At 32.9% G+C, this 13,315-nt stretch carries 15 protein-coding genes and 1 tRNA gene; 6 read left to right on the top strand and 10 right to left on the bottom strand.

Annotated elements, in window-relative coordinates; all coding sequences use genetic code 11:
* Positions 1 to 473: 473 nt before the first annotated feature.
* From M0M44_RS03365 to M0M44_RS03355, 3 genes are all read right to left on the bottom strand, one after another.
* Positions 474 to 1,505 carry an oxidoreductase gene (locus tag M0M44_RS03365; protein WP_248728502.1) on the bottom strand — a complete coding sequence of 344 codons (1,032 nt, stop codon included), beginning with the start codon at positions 1,503 to 1,505 and terminating at the stop codon, positions 474 to 476.
* Positions 1,506 to 1,600: 95 nt separating this feature from the next.
* On the bottom strand, positions 1,601 to 2,191 hold the full coding sequence (locus M0M44_RS03360) for a hypothetical protein (RefSeq protein ID WP_248728501.1): 591 nt from the start codon (positions 2,189 to 2,191) through the stop codon (positions 1,601 to 1,603).
* Positions 2,188 to 2,631, bottom strand: coding sequence for a hypothetical protein (locus tag M0M44_RS03355; protein WP_248728500.1), 444 nt, complete (start codon positions 2,629 to 2,631; stop codon positions 2,188 to 2,190). Before M0M44_RS03355 ends, M0M44_RS03360 begins: the two co-directional genes overlap by 4 nt.
* 200 nt (positions 2,632 to 2,831) lie before the next feature.
* Between M0M44_RS03355 and M0M44_RS03350 the strand changes: the two genes are divergently transcribed.
* Positions 2,832 to 3,008, top strand: a complete 177-nt coding sequence (locus M0M44_RS03350) for a hypothetical protein (RefSeq protein WP_248728499.1) — start codon at positions 2,832 to 2,834, stop codon at positions 3,006 to 3,008.
* A 95-nt stretch (positions 3,009 to 3,103) separates the two neighbouring features.
* Positions 3,104 to 4,120 (top strand): hypothetical protein, encoded by a 1,017-nt coding sequence (locus M0M44_RS03345; protein WP_248728498.1) that lies wholly within the window; start codon positions 3,104 to 3,106, stop codon positions 4,118 to 4,120.
* Positions 4,121 to 4,190: 70 nt separating this feature from the next.
* On the opposite strand, the gene M0M44_RS03340 is transcribed toward M0M44_RS03345, so the two are convergent.
* Positions 4,191 to 4,267, bottom strand: a tRNA-Ala gene (locus M0M44_RS03340).
* 105 nt (positions 4,268 to 4,372) lie between these two features.
* Here M0M44_RS03340 and M0M44_RS03335 point away from each other — a divergent pair.
* The 4 genes from M0M44_RS03335 to M0M44_RS03320 all read left to right on the top strand — a co-directional run bounded on the left by M0M44_RS03335 (position 4,373) and on the right by M0M44_RS03320 (position 6,739).
* The gene (locus M0M44_RS03335; RefSeq protein WP_248728497.1) at positions 4,373 to 5,137 is read left to right on the top strand and encodes an enoyl-CoA hydratase/isomerase family protein; all 765 of its coding nucleotides are present in this window, start codon (positions 4,373 to 4,375) and stop codon (positions 5,135 to 5,137) included.
* Between the two features lie 90 nt (positions 5,138 to 5,227).
* On the top strand, positions 5,228 to 5,404 hold the full coding sequence (locus tag M0M44_RS03330) for a hypothetical protein (protein ID WP_008465178.1): 177 nt from the start codon (positions 5,228 to 5,230) through the stop codon (positions 5,402 to 5,404).
* A 33-nt stretch (positions 5,405 to 5,437) separates the two neighbouring features.
* Positions 5,438 to 5,890, top strand: a complete 453-nt coding sequence (locus tag M0M44_RS03325; RefSeq protein ID WP_035653234.1) for a 6-pyruvoyl trahydropterin synthase family protein — start codon at positions 5,438 to 5,440, stop codon at positions 5,888 to 5,890.
* Positions 5,891 to 5,995: 105 nt separating this feature from the next.
* The gene (locus M0M44_RS03320; RefSeq protein WP_248728496.1) at positions 5,996 to 6,739 is read left to right on the top strand and encodes a UDP-2,3-diacylglucosamine diphosphatase; all 744 of its coding nucleotides are present in this window, start codon (positions 5,996 to 5,998) and stop codon (positions 6,737 to 6,739) included.
* A gap of 119 nt (positions 6,740 to 6,858) precedes the next feature.
* Here the strand turns inward: M0M44_RS03320 and M0M44_RS03315 are convergent, their stop codons facing one another.
* From M0M44_RS03315 to recJ, 6 genes are all read right to left on the bottom strand, one after another.
* Complete coding sequence (locus tag M0M44_RS03315; RefSeq protein ID WP_248728495.1) at positions 6,859 to 8,070, bottom strand: cytochrome c3 family protein; 1,212 nt, start codon at positions 8,068 to 8,070, stop codon at positions 6,859 to 6,861.
* Positions 8,071 to 8,153: 83 nt separating this feature from the next.
* Complete coding sequence (locus M0M44_RS03310; protein ID WP_248728494.1) at positions 8,154 to 8,510, bottom strand: hypothetical protein; 357 nt, start codon at positions 8,508 to 8,510, stop codon at positions 8,154 to 8,156.
* Positions 8,511 to 8,649: 139 nt separating this feature from the next.
* Complete coding sequence (locus M0M44_RS03305; protein ID WP_248728493.1) at positions 8,650 to 9,006, bottom strand: hypothetical protein; 357 nt, start codon at positions 9,004 to 9,006, stop codon at positions 8,650 to 8,652.
* 160 nt (positions 9,007 to 9,166) lie between these two features.
* Positions 9,167 to 10,081, bottom strand: coding sequence for an alpha/beta fold hydrolase (locus M0M44_RS03300; protein ID WP_248728492.1), 915 nt, complete (start codon positions 10,079 to 10,081; stop codon positions 9,167 to 9,169).
* A gap of 245 nt (positions 10,082 to 10,326) precedes the next feature.
* Positions 10,327 to 11,610: an MFS transporter gene (locus M0M44_RS03295; protein ID WP_248728491.1), complete on the bottom strand. Its 1,284-nt coding sequence runs from the start codon at positions 11,608 to 11,610 to the stop codon at positions 10,327 to 10,329.
* Positions 11,597 to 13,300 carry a single-stranded-DNA-specific exonuclease RecJ gene (recJ, locus tag M0M44_RS03290; protein WP_248728490.1) on the bottom strand — a complete coding sequence of 568 codons (1,704 nt, stop codon included), beginning with the start codon at positions 13,298 to 13,300 and terminating at the stop codon, positions 11,597 to 11,599. Before recJ ends, M0M44_RS03295 begins: the two co-directional genes overlap by 14 nt.
* Between the last annotated feature and the right edge of the window lie 15 nt (positions 13,301 to 13,315).

Genomic DNA, 13,315 nt, shown 5'->3' with positions numbered 1-13,315 from the left:
TTCTGATTTCTATGGTTAATCTGTTTTTATACGTATTAGTTTTTATTTCATCCGTATTTATATATTTTGATAGACAGAAAGAAAAAAGAACTTACTACATATTTCCTATTCTTGTATCTATTTTATTAATGATTGTACAAAAACAGACTATGAATTATGATGATGCTTTTAGCGGTATTTATCTACCAATTGCAGGAGCATTTTTTCCTTTATATTTTTTGAAGTATTACATAAAGTATATTAAAGAAGGGGTTTGATATTTAGTGATAAACTTGTAGCAATTTTTTGCCAAGAAGTTGCGGAGACGCAAAAATTTTCTTTAGCTAATGTTTGATTAAGAATTTACTTTGATGATTCTTGAATTTCATCATAATCAAGTTCGCATGCAGCAATACGATTTTTAATTTCTTCCATTGTATAAATATAATTTTTGTAGTTGGAATTTGGAATTTGGAATTTGGAATTTTTAGCTATTAATGACGATTATCACACTGAATATTAATTTCTTCATTTGATTTGTCGATTACAGAAATATTCGGACACCCAAAAGAAAAATATTCGAAACCAAAAAGAACTTCAGGTTTGTTTTTAAAAAGTTTTCCTGTCCATTGATCAATAGAATCTTCTCCATTTTCATAATTTAATGGAGAAGGAGATGTGCCTTCGCTTTGGCTGAAAAGCTTTTCGATTATAACATCTTTGGTTTTAGAATCAACGACCAAAAGACGTCTGCCATAAATTATTTTATTGCTGTCCAGATAGTCTTGTAAAAAATACTCATAGCTATCGGTTTTGTAAAAATACGTATTGCCTGTTACTGTGTTCTTTAGTAAAGCACGTGCGTCATTTTTCAATGCTTTTGATGGATAATCCTTTTTTGCAATTTTTTTCCACGAAATGGGCTTCAAACGTTCTTTCGAAAACGGATTTTCTTTGCCTACATATACCAAAGCATCTCTGTAATATTCACTGAATCCGTTTAAATATTTTTTGCTGATTTCAAAACCAATCATAAAATCATAATTGTGATACGGCCAATCTTCTTCAGAAGAATATCCGTTTAACAGTGCAGCGGTTTTCAGATTTTTTACCGCAAAAGAAACCAGTTTGTTTTTAGCATAATCGTAAACAAACAATGAATCGGTTTCGGAGATATTGGTTTTAGACAAAAATCTCTTTCTGTAGTTTTTATCAAATGTAAAATATTGCGCATCATATTTTCCCATTTTTTCTATGTTGGGCAAAACGAGCGTATCTTTTTCGTCGTTAATAGGATAAATATCCGAAAGAGAAACAAAAGCAACATCGCTGCTGTCTTTTGGCATCACGTTAAATAGATAAATGCTTTCTTTTCTTAAAGTTTCTTCAGTTTGCAGTGTATCGTTTTCAGTTTCTACATGTTCTGTTACTTCAGGAAGTTTAGCCGTTGTGGTGTTTTCTTTTTTATTGCAGGCCGATAATAGAATTAAAAAAGGGATTGATATTAGTAATGATTTTGTTGTCATTTTATAGGTATAGATCTTACTTAATTTTTTGCTGTATACGAAAATACTTTATTAATTTTTAAAATGAAACTTAGATGGTTTAAGTAGTTCTAAAATTAATTGTTTTTTATTGCAGTAATACTTCCTGTGTTTTTATTAAAAGTAATAGTTTTATTTGGTCCGCCATAAAATAGTGTCAAAGTCAGCGTGCTATCGGTTTCACTTTTAAAAAGAATATCTTTTGCCGTTCTAATTTTGATTTCCAAATTATCATTCATAAGTTGGGGATCGGTGCATTTGATAATTCGTTTTTCAAATAATCCTTTTTTCTCAATTATTTCCAGCCAAGGATGAACCATCACACTATAGCCAACAATTTGGGCTCTGTAATTTTCATTAAGGTCTTTATTTTGGTATAAACCTAAAGATGTACTTGAAAGCAGTAAAGCATAAAACGGTAGCATCATGGCAATAATGCTGATTGCAAATGTTACTATTATTGCTGCCAAAAAGAGTTTTGCCAAAAGTTTTTTCCAAAAGAGGATAATGATTGCAAAACTGCTTATCAGCAAGAGCCATGATAAAACTACATCACTATAATATCCGCTAAGACTAATTTCTTTAAAATAATACAAAAGACAGTCTAGGACAAAAAGAGCGCTGATCATGAAATAAATTCGCAATATTATTTTTTTACTTTGACTCATAATTTTCTTGAAATATAGTTTAAAGTAAATATTGTAACAAGAGATAAAATTGAAATAGGAAGGAAGGAAAATTCAAGGGTATACATTATTTCCTCTTTAAAAAGATAAGTGCTCCATGAAGATTCTCGATCTACAAAAATGGTGTAATTCCAGAAAAACCAAACAGAAATTAGGATTAGTAATTGAAGTATAACTTTTAGAGTACTGTTTTTAATGAATGAAAGAGCCAGAAAAACTATGGATAAGAAAACAGTAGAAAATAAAGTCATTAAATAAGCATCGTCAAAAAAAGAACAATCCAAACAAGCACTTGATGGTTTGTCTGAGAAACTGCCCATTGCCCAATAGATTTCTATTAAAGTAAAAACGAAAAATAAAACTGCAATTATAAGGGGTTTCTTTATGAATGAGAATATTTTATGTTTTAAAGTTTGATTCATTTTGAGTGGCTTATAAAATTATTATCAATATCTTCTTTTGAAGATTTTTAGATACACAAAAATAGGAAACAGTTTTGAAGAAATATTTTTCAAAAGTTTTATTGTATCAGAATAAAATTTATTTGTTAGTAAAAACAGTTAACTGTTTGATAACATGAAAGATAATTTTAATTATTTACTTTTAATTAAAAATTAAAACTATGGATATTAATTGGAGTTTAATAGCGATTGTAGCAGTATTGGTAATTATTCTTGTTGTGCTAACAATCAGAAAAAATCAGCGAGAAAAAAAGAAATTGGAAAATTTGCTCAATAATGATTTTAAAAAAGCTGAGAAAGATAGAGTTGATGCAGATGATTCTGCTAATGAGAAATAAGTAAACATCGAAAAAAAGACTGCAAAAAATAAGATAATTATCTGATTAGTGTGATGAGATAAATGGTATATTAGTGCTCTAAATAATCGATCAATATGCAGAAAAAACTACTTAAATTACTACTGTTTTTTGCCATTTTATTTCAATTTACAATGACTAGCTGTTCTTCAGATGAACCACCTGTAGAACCTGAAGTTGTAATTCCTGTAGAACCAAAACCTGTAGATCCCGTAAAGCCAAAACCTGTTCTTCCAAAGTCAGAAATGATGAAGCCTGCTATTGTAAATATTGGTTCTTCTAAAACTTCAAAAAGTAATGAAACTCGAAAACGACTAATACGATCTACTAAGTTTGCCCAAAATTACATGGGTAAAATTTATCAATACTATCTTGATAGAGATGCCGGTATATATAAAGATCTGCCTTCAGAAAATTTATATGATACGGTAGAAACAGCTCTAAATAAAAATACAGAAAGAGATTACGAACTTGTATATAAGTATAATAATTTAGGACAGCTTACTAAAATTGAAGCAGCTAAAGTGTATACAAACAATGGTAATACTAATACACCAGAAAGCTTTAGTTTTACATATAATGAAAGCGGTTCTTTAAATGAAATGATTTCGTCTTATGCATTTGGAAGCAGTTATACCTATAACGATAAAGGTTTAATTGATAAACGAATTGAAAAAGACGGTTTTGTAAGTTATAAGTATTTTTATGATGAACAAGATAGGATTAGCGATGTTTATTTTTACATTCATGATGTTTTACAAATGAACTATAAATATACTTATCCAGATGACACAAGCTATATTAAAAGCTGGTATGCTGTTAATGAAGATCAAACTGGAACTTTAACTAGTTATGTAGTATATACATTTGACCGTAATAAAGCTGGGGTTTATAATAAAGAACCGTATTATAGATTGGATAATCAATATCTTCATGTCACAAAAATTGCTGCAAAAATTTTATCTAATGGGATCTGGCAGTCACAATTTGAAGCAATTCCGAAATATTTCTATGATGAGGAGGGTTACTTAATAAAGTATGACGCTGCTGGATTTAATTATACAACCGATATTACTGTTTTTGAATATGAGTAAGATTGGATTTTTATAATCTAAATAAATTAAAAACCCTTGTAAAACAAAATTTACAAGGGTTTTTCGTTTGTGGTGGAGAATACCGGATTCGAACCGGTCGCCTCTACGCTGCCAGCGTAGCGCTCTAGCCAAATGAGCTAATCCCCCAAAGCGTTAGCAAATAAAGTTAAATAATTTTCAAAAAACAAATTTCACTGAGTTTCTGGAGTATTATTTTTCAAAAGCGTAACTTTACTTTTAAATCTGTTTTTTATGAGTTTAGAAAATGTAAACGGAAGTTTAGAAACTTCTTTTCAAAATACAATTGCAACGGTTCAGTTTGGTCATCCTGCAAGTAATTCTTTTCCGCGACAATTATTAGATCGTCTTACTGCCGAAATAAATGCATTAAGCCGAAATGAAAACGTTTCGGTTATTATTTTAAAAAGTGAAGGCGCAAAAACGTTTTGCTCTGGAGCTTCTTTTGATGAGCTTTTGAAAGTAGAAAACGAAGAACAAGGTGTCGAATTCTTTTCAGGTTTTGCTCATTTATTGAATGCCATGCGAAATTGTAATAAAATTATAATCGGACGTGTGCAGGGAAAAGCAGTGGGCGGCGGTGTCGGAATTATTTCGGCCTGCGATTATGTTTTTGCGACTCCGCATAGTGACATAAAACTTTCGGAATTAGCGATCGGAATTGGTCCTTTTGTAATTGAGCCAGCAGTTTCAAGAAAAATAGGAAAAACAGCAATGACCCAAATGACATTGGCGGCACATGAATGGAAATCGGCAGATTGGGCTTTTGAAAAAGGACTTTTTTCGGTTTTATGCGAAGCTGAAAATCTCGATGCTGAGGTTGAAAATTTTGCAATAAAGCTAAGTTCATATAATCCTGAAGCACTTTACGAAATGAAAAAGATTATTTGGGAAGGAACAGAACAATGGGAATCTCTTTTGTTTGAGCGTGCTGCAATTACGGGTAAGCTCGTTTTGTCTGATTTCACTAAAAACGCTTTGCTTCAGTTTAAAAAATAAGGTATGATATAAGTCATTGGTTTTAGACAAATAGGAACATAGTTTTGTAAAATGTTTTAAAATCAATTTTTCACTTTATAAATTATTAACATGACTATTATTTCGTTAATGCAAAAGGTTGACATTGCAGAGAAAATTAAAGATGCTCCAGACAGCGGTTATCAGATTGGGGTTGTCATTGGATCTTTTATTCCGTTTCTAGTTTTGGGCGGAATTGCTTTGTGGATGTATACTCGTGCTAAAAAAAGAGCTAAAAACGGCAATTAATTTGTAAATTTGCGAGCTTAAAATTAAACATCGATGAGTAATATCAGAATTACAAAACAATTTAGTTTCGAAACCGGTCACGCTTTGTACGGTTACGACGGAAAATGCAAGAACGTTCACGGACACAGTTATAAATTATCGGTAACGGTTATTGGCTCGCCAATTACAGATCGATCGAATGTAAAGTTCGGAATGGTAATTGACTTTTCGGATCTAAAGAAAATTGTAAAAGAAGAAATTGTCGATCAATTTGACCATGCAACTGTTTTTAATCAGACAACTCCGCATATCGAATTGGCAAATGAATTGAAAAACCGTGGACATCATGTTATTTTGGTAGATTATCAGCCAACAAGCGAAAACATGGTGGTAGATTTTGCTGAAAGAATCGTGGCAAGACTTCCAAAAGGAATTTCTCTTTTCTCTCTTAAGCTTCAAGAAACAGAATCGTCGTTTGCAGAATGGTACGCTTCTGATAATTTGTAAAAAGATTAATTTTCAATTTTTTAAATTCCAAATTCCAAACTCTTTGACTTCGCTCATATAGATAAAGTCTAAAATTCTAAGAAGTCTAGTAATCTAAAAATCTAAATGAAAAAAATATATTTTGCTTCAGATCAGCATTTTGGTGCGCCTACTCCAGAATTGAGTTTACCGCGCGAAAAGAAATTCGTGGCCTGGCTTGATGAGGTTAAAGAAGATGCAGAAGCGATTTTTTTACTGGGAGATTTATTTGATTTTTGGTTTGAATATAAAACGGTTGTTCCAAAGGGATTTGTTCGAATTTTAGGCAAACTGGCTGAAATTCGCGACAGCGGAATTCCGATTTATTTTTTCGTCGGAAATCATGATTTATGGATGAACGATTATTTTGAAACCGAATTGAATATTCCGGTTTATCATGATAATAAAGAATTTACTTTTAACGGAAAAACATTCCTAATTGGCCACGGAGATGGAAAAGGTCCTGGTGATAAAGGTTATAAAAGAATGAAAAAAGTCTTTACGAATCCGTTTTCAAAATGGCTTTTCCGTTGGTTGCATCCAGATGTTGGAGTTAGTTTGGCTCAATATTTATCAGTCAAAAATAAACTGATTTCTGGTGACGAAGATGTGAAGTTTTTAGGCGAAAAAAACGAATGGTTGGTTTTATACGCTAAACGAAAACTAGAAACCAAACATTACAACTATTTTATCTTCGGACACCGTCATTTACCAATGATTATTCCGGTTGGGGAAAATTCCGAATATGTCAATCTTGGAGATTGGATCGGCTATTTTACTTATGGTGTTTTTGATGGTGAGAAATTTGAACTTAAAAAATTCGAGAAATAGTTTAAGTTAGTCGAAAGTCAAAAGCCAAAAGTCGAAGGTCAAAAGTCGAAAGTCAAAAGGGCAAATTAATACGGTAAAAATCAATCAAAAGGCATCGTGGAAATTTTAACGCAAAATTTTTATTTTGCGTTTGTTGGATAAACTCCGATTTTATGTGTTCGCAGAATATATTCTGAAAGTTGTTTACTGTTTGAAAGCTGAAATTTAATTGCTCCAGACGCTTTTTTAGGCATATGGCATTCTACACAATTGCTGGCCAATAACTTCTCAGGCATTGTTTTTAAAGTAGTTTCTTTATGTTTTAAACCTTCGTGACAGCTCATACAGATTTTAGAATAGGAAGCCAAGTTTTTAGAAGCATTTTCATGTGGATTATGGCAGGTAATGCAATCCATTTTATCACTTTTTATAAAACATTTACTCTGTGCCATTAATCGATACTGATTGCCGTGTACATCAAAGTTTGTTGTGTCATTAATGCTTTTGGTTTCGCGAAAGAACTCCGATAAATTATCTCCAGGTTTAAACTCAAAACGGGATTTTAATTTCATTCCATCATTACCTGCGTGGCATAAAGCACAGGCGTCAAGTTTTTGCTGCCTGTTTAAGGTTTTAAAACTGGTAATGCTATTGGCCACTTTTACGTTTGGATTCTTTAAATGAAATTCAACGTGTTTTTTAGCTGGGCCGTGGCATCGTTCGCAATCAATTCCGTAAACTATAGTTTTTTTATTTATTATGTCTTCAACATCCATCGACATAAAGTTTTTATTTGCAGAACTTTGATCTACCGTTCGTGAGCTAATATTAGAACTATGGCAAGAGTAGCAATCTTTTACCACCATGCGGTCAAAATAAGGCTTATCAGCAGGGAAGCCTGGACTTGTTGCCCAATTGTTTATAGAATGATAAAAAGAAACTGGGAGCTCGTATGTATTATTGTCTTTCCAGTAAACTGAAGTTTGAGCATGTTTGGTTCCAAACACAATTTCAAATTTGTATTTAGCCGTTTCTTTACCGTTTTTATATACAACTTGATACAAGCTGTCTCCACGCTTTTCCATCACCAATTTGGTGTCTTTATCATAAATGAAAGTATGATTTTTAGAATCGAAATCACCCGAAACATTTCCTAAAATAGCGGGGGAGGTTGCTTTAAAGTGCGAACTTTGAAATGCCATTTCAGATTGTACCTTGTGACATTGTATGCAACTTTCTGAACCGGCATAATCAGTTCCGCGCGGGTCAATATATTCCTCTGATTTGTTATTGCAACTGGCGAAAAGAATTGCCAGAACGGTTATGGTAAGTAGAAATACAGCTTTTTTCATTGCTGTAAATATACTTTTTTTTGAATGGAATCAAAATATATTTCAATAATGAAAAAAAGACGTTAAAATATTTAGAATGCTTCTTAATTCATGCCAACTCCATAAACATATTCATCTAGTTCAATTTTAAATAAAGAACCTTCGACCAAATCTTTAATCGATTTCAATTCGGTCATGTTTACAGCTAAATCTATGGAGTTACAAGGTGTTTTCAATAAAAATTTATGGCAAGAATATTTCATTTCGCACGCTTCGCAACAAGAGTTTTCAATCATGCTATCTTCAATCAAATCACAGAAAAGATTCAATTCCTGAACTGTAAAATAAAAGCCAGTTTCTTTAAAAACCAATTGTACTTTGTCTGAAATCGTAGTATTGTGATCTTTCCAGTAAAAAGCTATTCCAAAGTTATTATGATATATTTGTTCAATTTCTCTCATCGTAAATCCTTTTATTTCAACAAATATAAATATTATTTATATTAATTCTAAATAAAAAAATCATAAAAATTTGAAAAAATCTTTCTCAGCTAAGCACAGTAAAAGTTGGAATTTGGCTCTTGAAATAGTTGGAAACGCTTTAGTTCATGCCCGAACCGTAAATATATTCATTAAGATTAAGTCGAAATAAAGAACCATCAACCAAGTCTTTTATAGAATTTAATTCAATTGGAGATATTTCTAAATCCAATGCAACATAAGGGGTTTTTAATAAAAATTTATCGAAGGCGCGTTTTACACCATTTAAGTCATAATTATGATGATCTGTTACGCAGTCTTCAATTAAATCGTGAAATTCATTTAATTCTTGAACTGAAAAATAGAATCCCATTTGTTTAAAAAGCAACTGGATTTTATCTGATATAATTTGGTTGCCTTCTTTCCAATAAAATGAAATTCCAAAATCGTTTCGGTATATCTGTTCGATATCTTTCATGGCAATTTTTTTAGGCCACAAAGATACGGAGTCTTTGTATTAATACTTGATTAACAAAAGCATAAAAAAAAGCTAAAATCTATTATTAATAATTGATTTTTAGCTATTTATAAAATGTTTGTGGTTTTGCTTCTTTAGGAAGTTCTATCTCATAATAAGACTATTTTAGCCATTTTTTTAGGTTAGAAAGAAATGCTGCTTGTTGGTCAACAAACAAATAATGCGAGCAATTATCAATGAAAGCAAAGTGATTTTCTCCAGTTATTGCCTTTAGAGAATTTATTTGTGCGGATGAAAAAATACCATCCTGTTTTCCATAAATTCCATAAATAGGAACATCAGCGGTTTTAATTTTCTTTAATATCGGACGCGTATCGATGTTATTTTGTTTTTCGTTTTGATAAAAAACTAACGGCGCATTTTTATTTCGAATGTTGGTTTTATAAAATTCTCCAGCTTCGTAATCGGCGTAAAGCTTTTTGGATTCTGCAGTCGGATTTGGCATTTTAAAAAAGCCATTTTCTCCTGCAAGTTCGTAACATCCTTTTCTGTATGCAGCAGAATTTTTATTTAGATTTTCTACAATACTGATTTTCTTCAATTGTTCAGAATCGGTATTGTATTTTTTCTTCAGCGTATTTACAATATGATCATAAGTTTCTTGCTGAGAAAACAACGCGCCAGCCAAAACCAAAGCACTCACATTTTGCGGATATTTATTGGTATAAAGCGTAGCAACCAAACCGCCAAAGCTATGAGCTAATATGGTCGCTTTCTTTAAGTTATATTTTTTATAAATCGAATTTATATCCTGAGAAGCTTCTTCAAAAGTAAATTTAGCATCAGGATCTGCAGATCTTCCTTCGCCTCTTCGGTCGTAAGCGATTACATAAAAACCTAAATCGGCTAGTTTTTGAGCCGTTGTTCCTTCAAACAAAGTCGCATTGCCACTTGGTCCGCCATGAATAAAAATGATGGTTTTATTCTTTTCGTTTCCGTAAGTTTTGATGTAAAGGTTTTGTGCTTTCGCGAAAAGCGAAATAGTAAGAAATAAAACGGTTACTAATAATTTCATTTGTATGGATTGAATTTTTTATAAACTTAACCCGTTGGGTGATACTGAAATAGTATAAATTTTGACGCGGATTACGCAGATTCGTTATCACGAAAACGCGGATAAAAACGGGTTTGTATAAAGAAAAAAAATCCGTTTTTGTCCGCGTTTTTACGAAAGTAAATCCGTTTTATCCGCGTGCTATTTTATTCAAATTAAAATTGCATCCAACGGTTAAACTTATATGCCTTATATGGTTTAATTATTTACTCCAATTTATGATGTTCATCCATATCTCTTTTCAGATCCAGATTTCTAAATGTAGGCGATTTTAGTGCAGTAAAAACTACGGTTAAGAGCGTAACACTTCCTCCAAAAACAACAGAAGTAACTGCTCCCATCAATTTAGCCGTTGCGCCACTTTCAAAAGCACCTAATTCATTAGAAGATCCAACAAAAATTGAGTTTACAGCACCCACGCGTCCGCGCATATGATCAGGGGTTTTAAGCTGTAAAATAGTCTGACGGATTACTACTGAAATTCCATCTGCCAATCCGCTTAAAAATAAGGCGAAAACAGAAAGCCAGAAATAAGTAGACAATCCAAACAAGATAATGGATAAACCAAAAACAAAGATGGCAATTAAAAGTTTCTTTCCTGCATTTTCATACAACGGCACATAAGCAGAAACGAGCATCGTGATAAAAGCACCTACAGCAGGAGCGGCTCTTAAAATTCCGAAACCTTCAGAACCTACTTTCAAGATGTCCTGAGCAAAAACGGGCAATAATGCAACGGCACCTCCAAAAAGAACAGCAATCATATCGAGTGAAAGTGCACCCAAAACAATTTTATTTTTAAATACAAAAGTTATACCCTCCATAAGACTGTCTTTCATAGATTCTCCCATTTTCGGATTTACAATCGGTTTTTGGCTGATTTGAGATAAGGCAATTAACGAAAGAATTGAAAATCCAAAAACCAAACACATTGACCAGTGAACACCAATCCAATTAATAGAGAATCCAGCTAGTGCAGGTCCCATAACGGCTCCAATCTGCCAAACCGAACTACTCCAAGTGGCAGCATTTGGATATGCTTTTTTAGGAATGATCAATGATAAAAGAGAGAAAATAGTTGGTCCCATAAAGGAACGGACGATTCCGCCAAAAAAGACTAAAGCGTAAATCGAATACAAAATAACATGTGTAGACCAGCCTCCAACTACTTTTGGCCAAGTCAATAAGAAAAGCCCAAAGCTAATTACTGAAAATCCTAAAATACACTTTACCAATAAACTTTTCTTTTCTCTTTGATCGACAATATGTCCAGCAAAGAGTGACATTGAAACGGCAGGAATAATTTCCATTAAACCAATAATTCCTAAAGAAAGTGGGTTTTTGGTTAAACTATAAACTTCCCATTCAATTACGATAAACTGCATTGACCAGGCAAAAACCATTGCAAAACGCAATAATAAAAATACGTTGAATTCTTTATATCGAAGTGCCTGATAGGGATCGGGCTTATTGGATTTAATTTCTTCCATTTGTTTTAATGTCTTTCAGCATAAGCTGTGTTGAAACAGTTCCGTTCCATTCGTTTTCGGCAATGCAGTATGCCAACTGAAACGGATTTTGATTTTTTACAATGTTTAATTTTTTTCCTAATCCGAAACCAATTGCAGCGATTCCGTCTGAGTTGTTTTGTTTGGCAAAAAGCCTTAAATGTTCTTCTTCTGCACCTAAAGTTTTAGCGTAACCTGTATCAATAGCATTTTCAGTCATAAAAACAGGCGTCATATTCTGAGGGCCAAAAGGTTCGAATTGTTTTAAAATTCGAATTAATTTGGGTGTTATATCAGAGAAATTAATTTCGGCATCGATTTCAATTTCTGGAGTAAGCATTTCGGGTAAAATAGTTTCAGAAACCTGTTTTTCGAAGGCATCCTTAAAAGTTTGATAGTTTTCTGCTTTTAAAGTCATTCCTGCAGCGTACATGTGGCCTCCAAATTGTTCCAAATGTTCGGCGCAGGCGTCTAAAGCATTGTAAACATCAAAACCTTTTACAGATCGGGCAGAAGCCGCATATTTGTCACCGCTTTTAGTAAAAACCAAAGTCGGACGATAATACGTTTCAATCAATCTCGAAGCTACAATTCCGATTACACCTTTGTGCCAGTCTTCTTGAAAAACGACAGTCGAAAAACGTTCTTCTTCTTTATTCTGTATTATTTGCTGAAAAGCTTCTTTGGTGATTTTTTTATCTAAATCTTTTCGGTCTGCGTTGTATTGCTCAATTTCCGAGGCAAATTGCTGTGCTTGCTCAAAATTAAACTCAGTCAATAATTCAACGGCGTGATTTCCGTGTTTGATTCTTCCGGCCGCATTAATTCTTGGCGAAATAATAAAAACAACATCGGTAATATCGAGAACTTTCTTTTTTACCTGATGTGTTAAAGCTTTAATTCCGGGTCTTGGTTCGCTATTAATAACTTTTAATCCGAAATGTGCTAAAACACGATTTTCTCCTGTAATAGGAACAATATCGGCAGCAATTGCAGTAGCGACCAAATCTAAATACGGAACTAAATCTTCTATCGTTTCATTTCGATTTTGTCCTAAAGCTTGAATCAATTTAAAACCAACTCCACAACCGCACAATTCGTCGTAAGGGTACGAGCAGTCCTCTCTTTTCGGATCAAGAACAGCTATAGCGTCAGGAAGAAATTCTCCAGGACGGTGGTGATCGCAAACAATAAAGTCGATATTTTTTGCTTTCGCGTAAGCGATATGATCGATTGATTTGATGCCGCAGTCTAGAGCAATAATTAAAGAAATTCCGTTATCGTCTGCGTAATCAATTCCTTTATATGAGATGCCATATCCTTCATCATAACGATCTGGAATATATGTGGCAATGTTTGGATAATGTGATTTTAAATAAGAAGAAACCAAAGAAACTGCTGTTGTACCATCAACATCATAATCGCCAAAAACTAAGATGTTTTCTTCGTTCTGAATGGCTTGTTCGATTCGGACAACGGCCTTATCCATATCCTTCATCAAATACGGATCGTGCAAATGTTCTAATGAAGGGCGAAAGAAGTTCTTTGCATCTTCAAAAGTTTCAATGCCGCGCTGAATCAAAAGGGTTGCGACAAAATCTTCAACATTTAAAGCCTCTGCTAAATGCTTGATTTTATCTTCAGAAGGTCTTGGTTTTAAAGTCCAACGCATTGTTGATTTTAGATT

Origin of the sequence: Flavobacterium humidisoli, from assembly GCF_023272795.1 — a bacterium.
In the GTDB taxonomy this organism is placed as follows: domain Bacteria; phylum Bacteroidota; class Bacteroidia; order Flavobacteriales; family Flavobacteriaceae; genus Flavobacterium; species Flavobacterium humidisoli.
This window is presented reverse-complemented; position numbering and strand designations above follow the sequence as displayed.

Excerpts from the sequence above, each read along its gene's own strand:
- M0M44_RS03355 (WP_248728500.1), bottom strand. The coding sequence starts at position 2,631 with ATGAATCAAACTTTAAAACATAAAATATTCTCATTCATAAAGAAACCC.
- M0M44_RS03305 (WP_248728493.1), bottom strand. The coding sequence starts at position 9,006 with ATGAAAGATATCGAACAGATATACCGAAACGATTTTGGAATTTCATTT.
- M0M44_RS03365 (WP_248728502.1), bottom strand. The coding sequence starts at position 1,505 with ATGACAACAAAATCATTACTAATATCAATCCCTTTTTTAATTCTATTA.
- M0M44_RS03350 (WP_248728499.1), top strand. The coding sequence starts at position 2,832 with ATGGATATTAATTGGAGTTTAATAGCGATTGTAGCAGTATTGGTAATT.
- M0M44_RS03325 (WP_035653234.1), top strand. The coding sequence starts at position 5,438 with ATGAGTAATATCAGAATTACAAAACAATTTAGTTTCGAAACCGGTCAC.
- M0M44_RS03360 (WP_248728501.1), bottom strand. The coding sequence starts at position 2,191 with ATGAGTCAAAGTAAAAAAATAATATTGCGAATTTATTTCATGATCAGC.
- M0M44_RS03310 (WP_248728494.1), bottom strand. The coding sequence starts at position 8,510 with ATGAGAGAAATTGAACAAATATATCATAATAACTTTGGAATAGCTTTT.
- M0M44_RS03315 (WP_248728495.1), bottom strand. The coding sequence starts at position 8,070 with ATGAAAAAAGCTGTATTTCTACTTACCATAACCGTTCTGGCAATTCTT.
- M0M44_RS03345 (WP_248728498.1), top strand. The coding sequence starts at position 3,104 with ATGCAGAAAAAACTACTTAAATTACTACTGTTTTTTGCCATTTTATTT.
- M0M44_RS03330 (WP_008465178.1), top strand. The coding sequence starts at position 5,228 with ATGACTATTATTTCGTTAATGCAAAAGGTTGACATTGCAGAGAAAATT.
- recJ (WP_248728490.1), bottom strand. The coding sequence starts at position 13,300 with ATGCGTTGGACTTTAAAACCAAGACCTTCTGAAGATAAAATCAAGCAT.
- M0M44_RS03300 (WP_248728492.1), bottom strand. The coding sequence starts at position 10,081 with ATGAAATTATTAGTAACCGTTTTATTTCTTACTATTTCGCTTTTCGCG.
- M0M44_RS03335 (WP_248728497.1), top strand. The coding sequence starts at position 4,373 with ATGAGTTTAGAAAATGTAAACGGAAGTTTAGAAACTTCTTTTCAAAAT.
- M0M44_RS03295 (WP_248728491.1), bottom strand. The coding sequence starts at position 11,610 with ATGGAAGAAATTAAATCCAATAAGCCCGATCCCTATCAGGCACTTCGA.
- M0M44_RS03320 (WP_248728496.1), top strand. The coding sequence starts at position 5,996 with ATGAAAAAAATATATTTTGCTTCAGATCAGCATTTTGGTGCGCCTACT.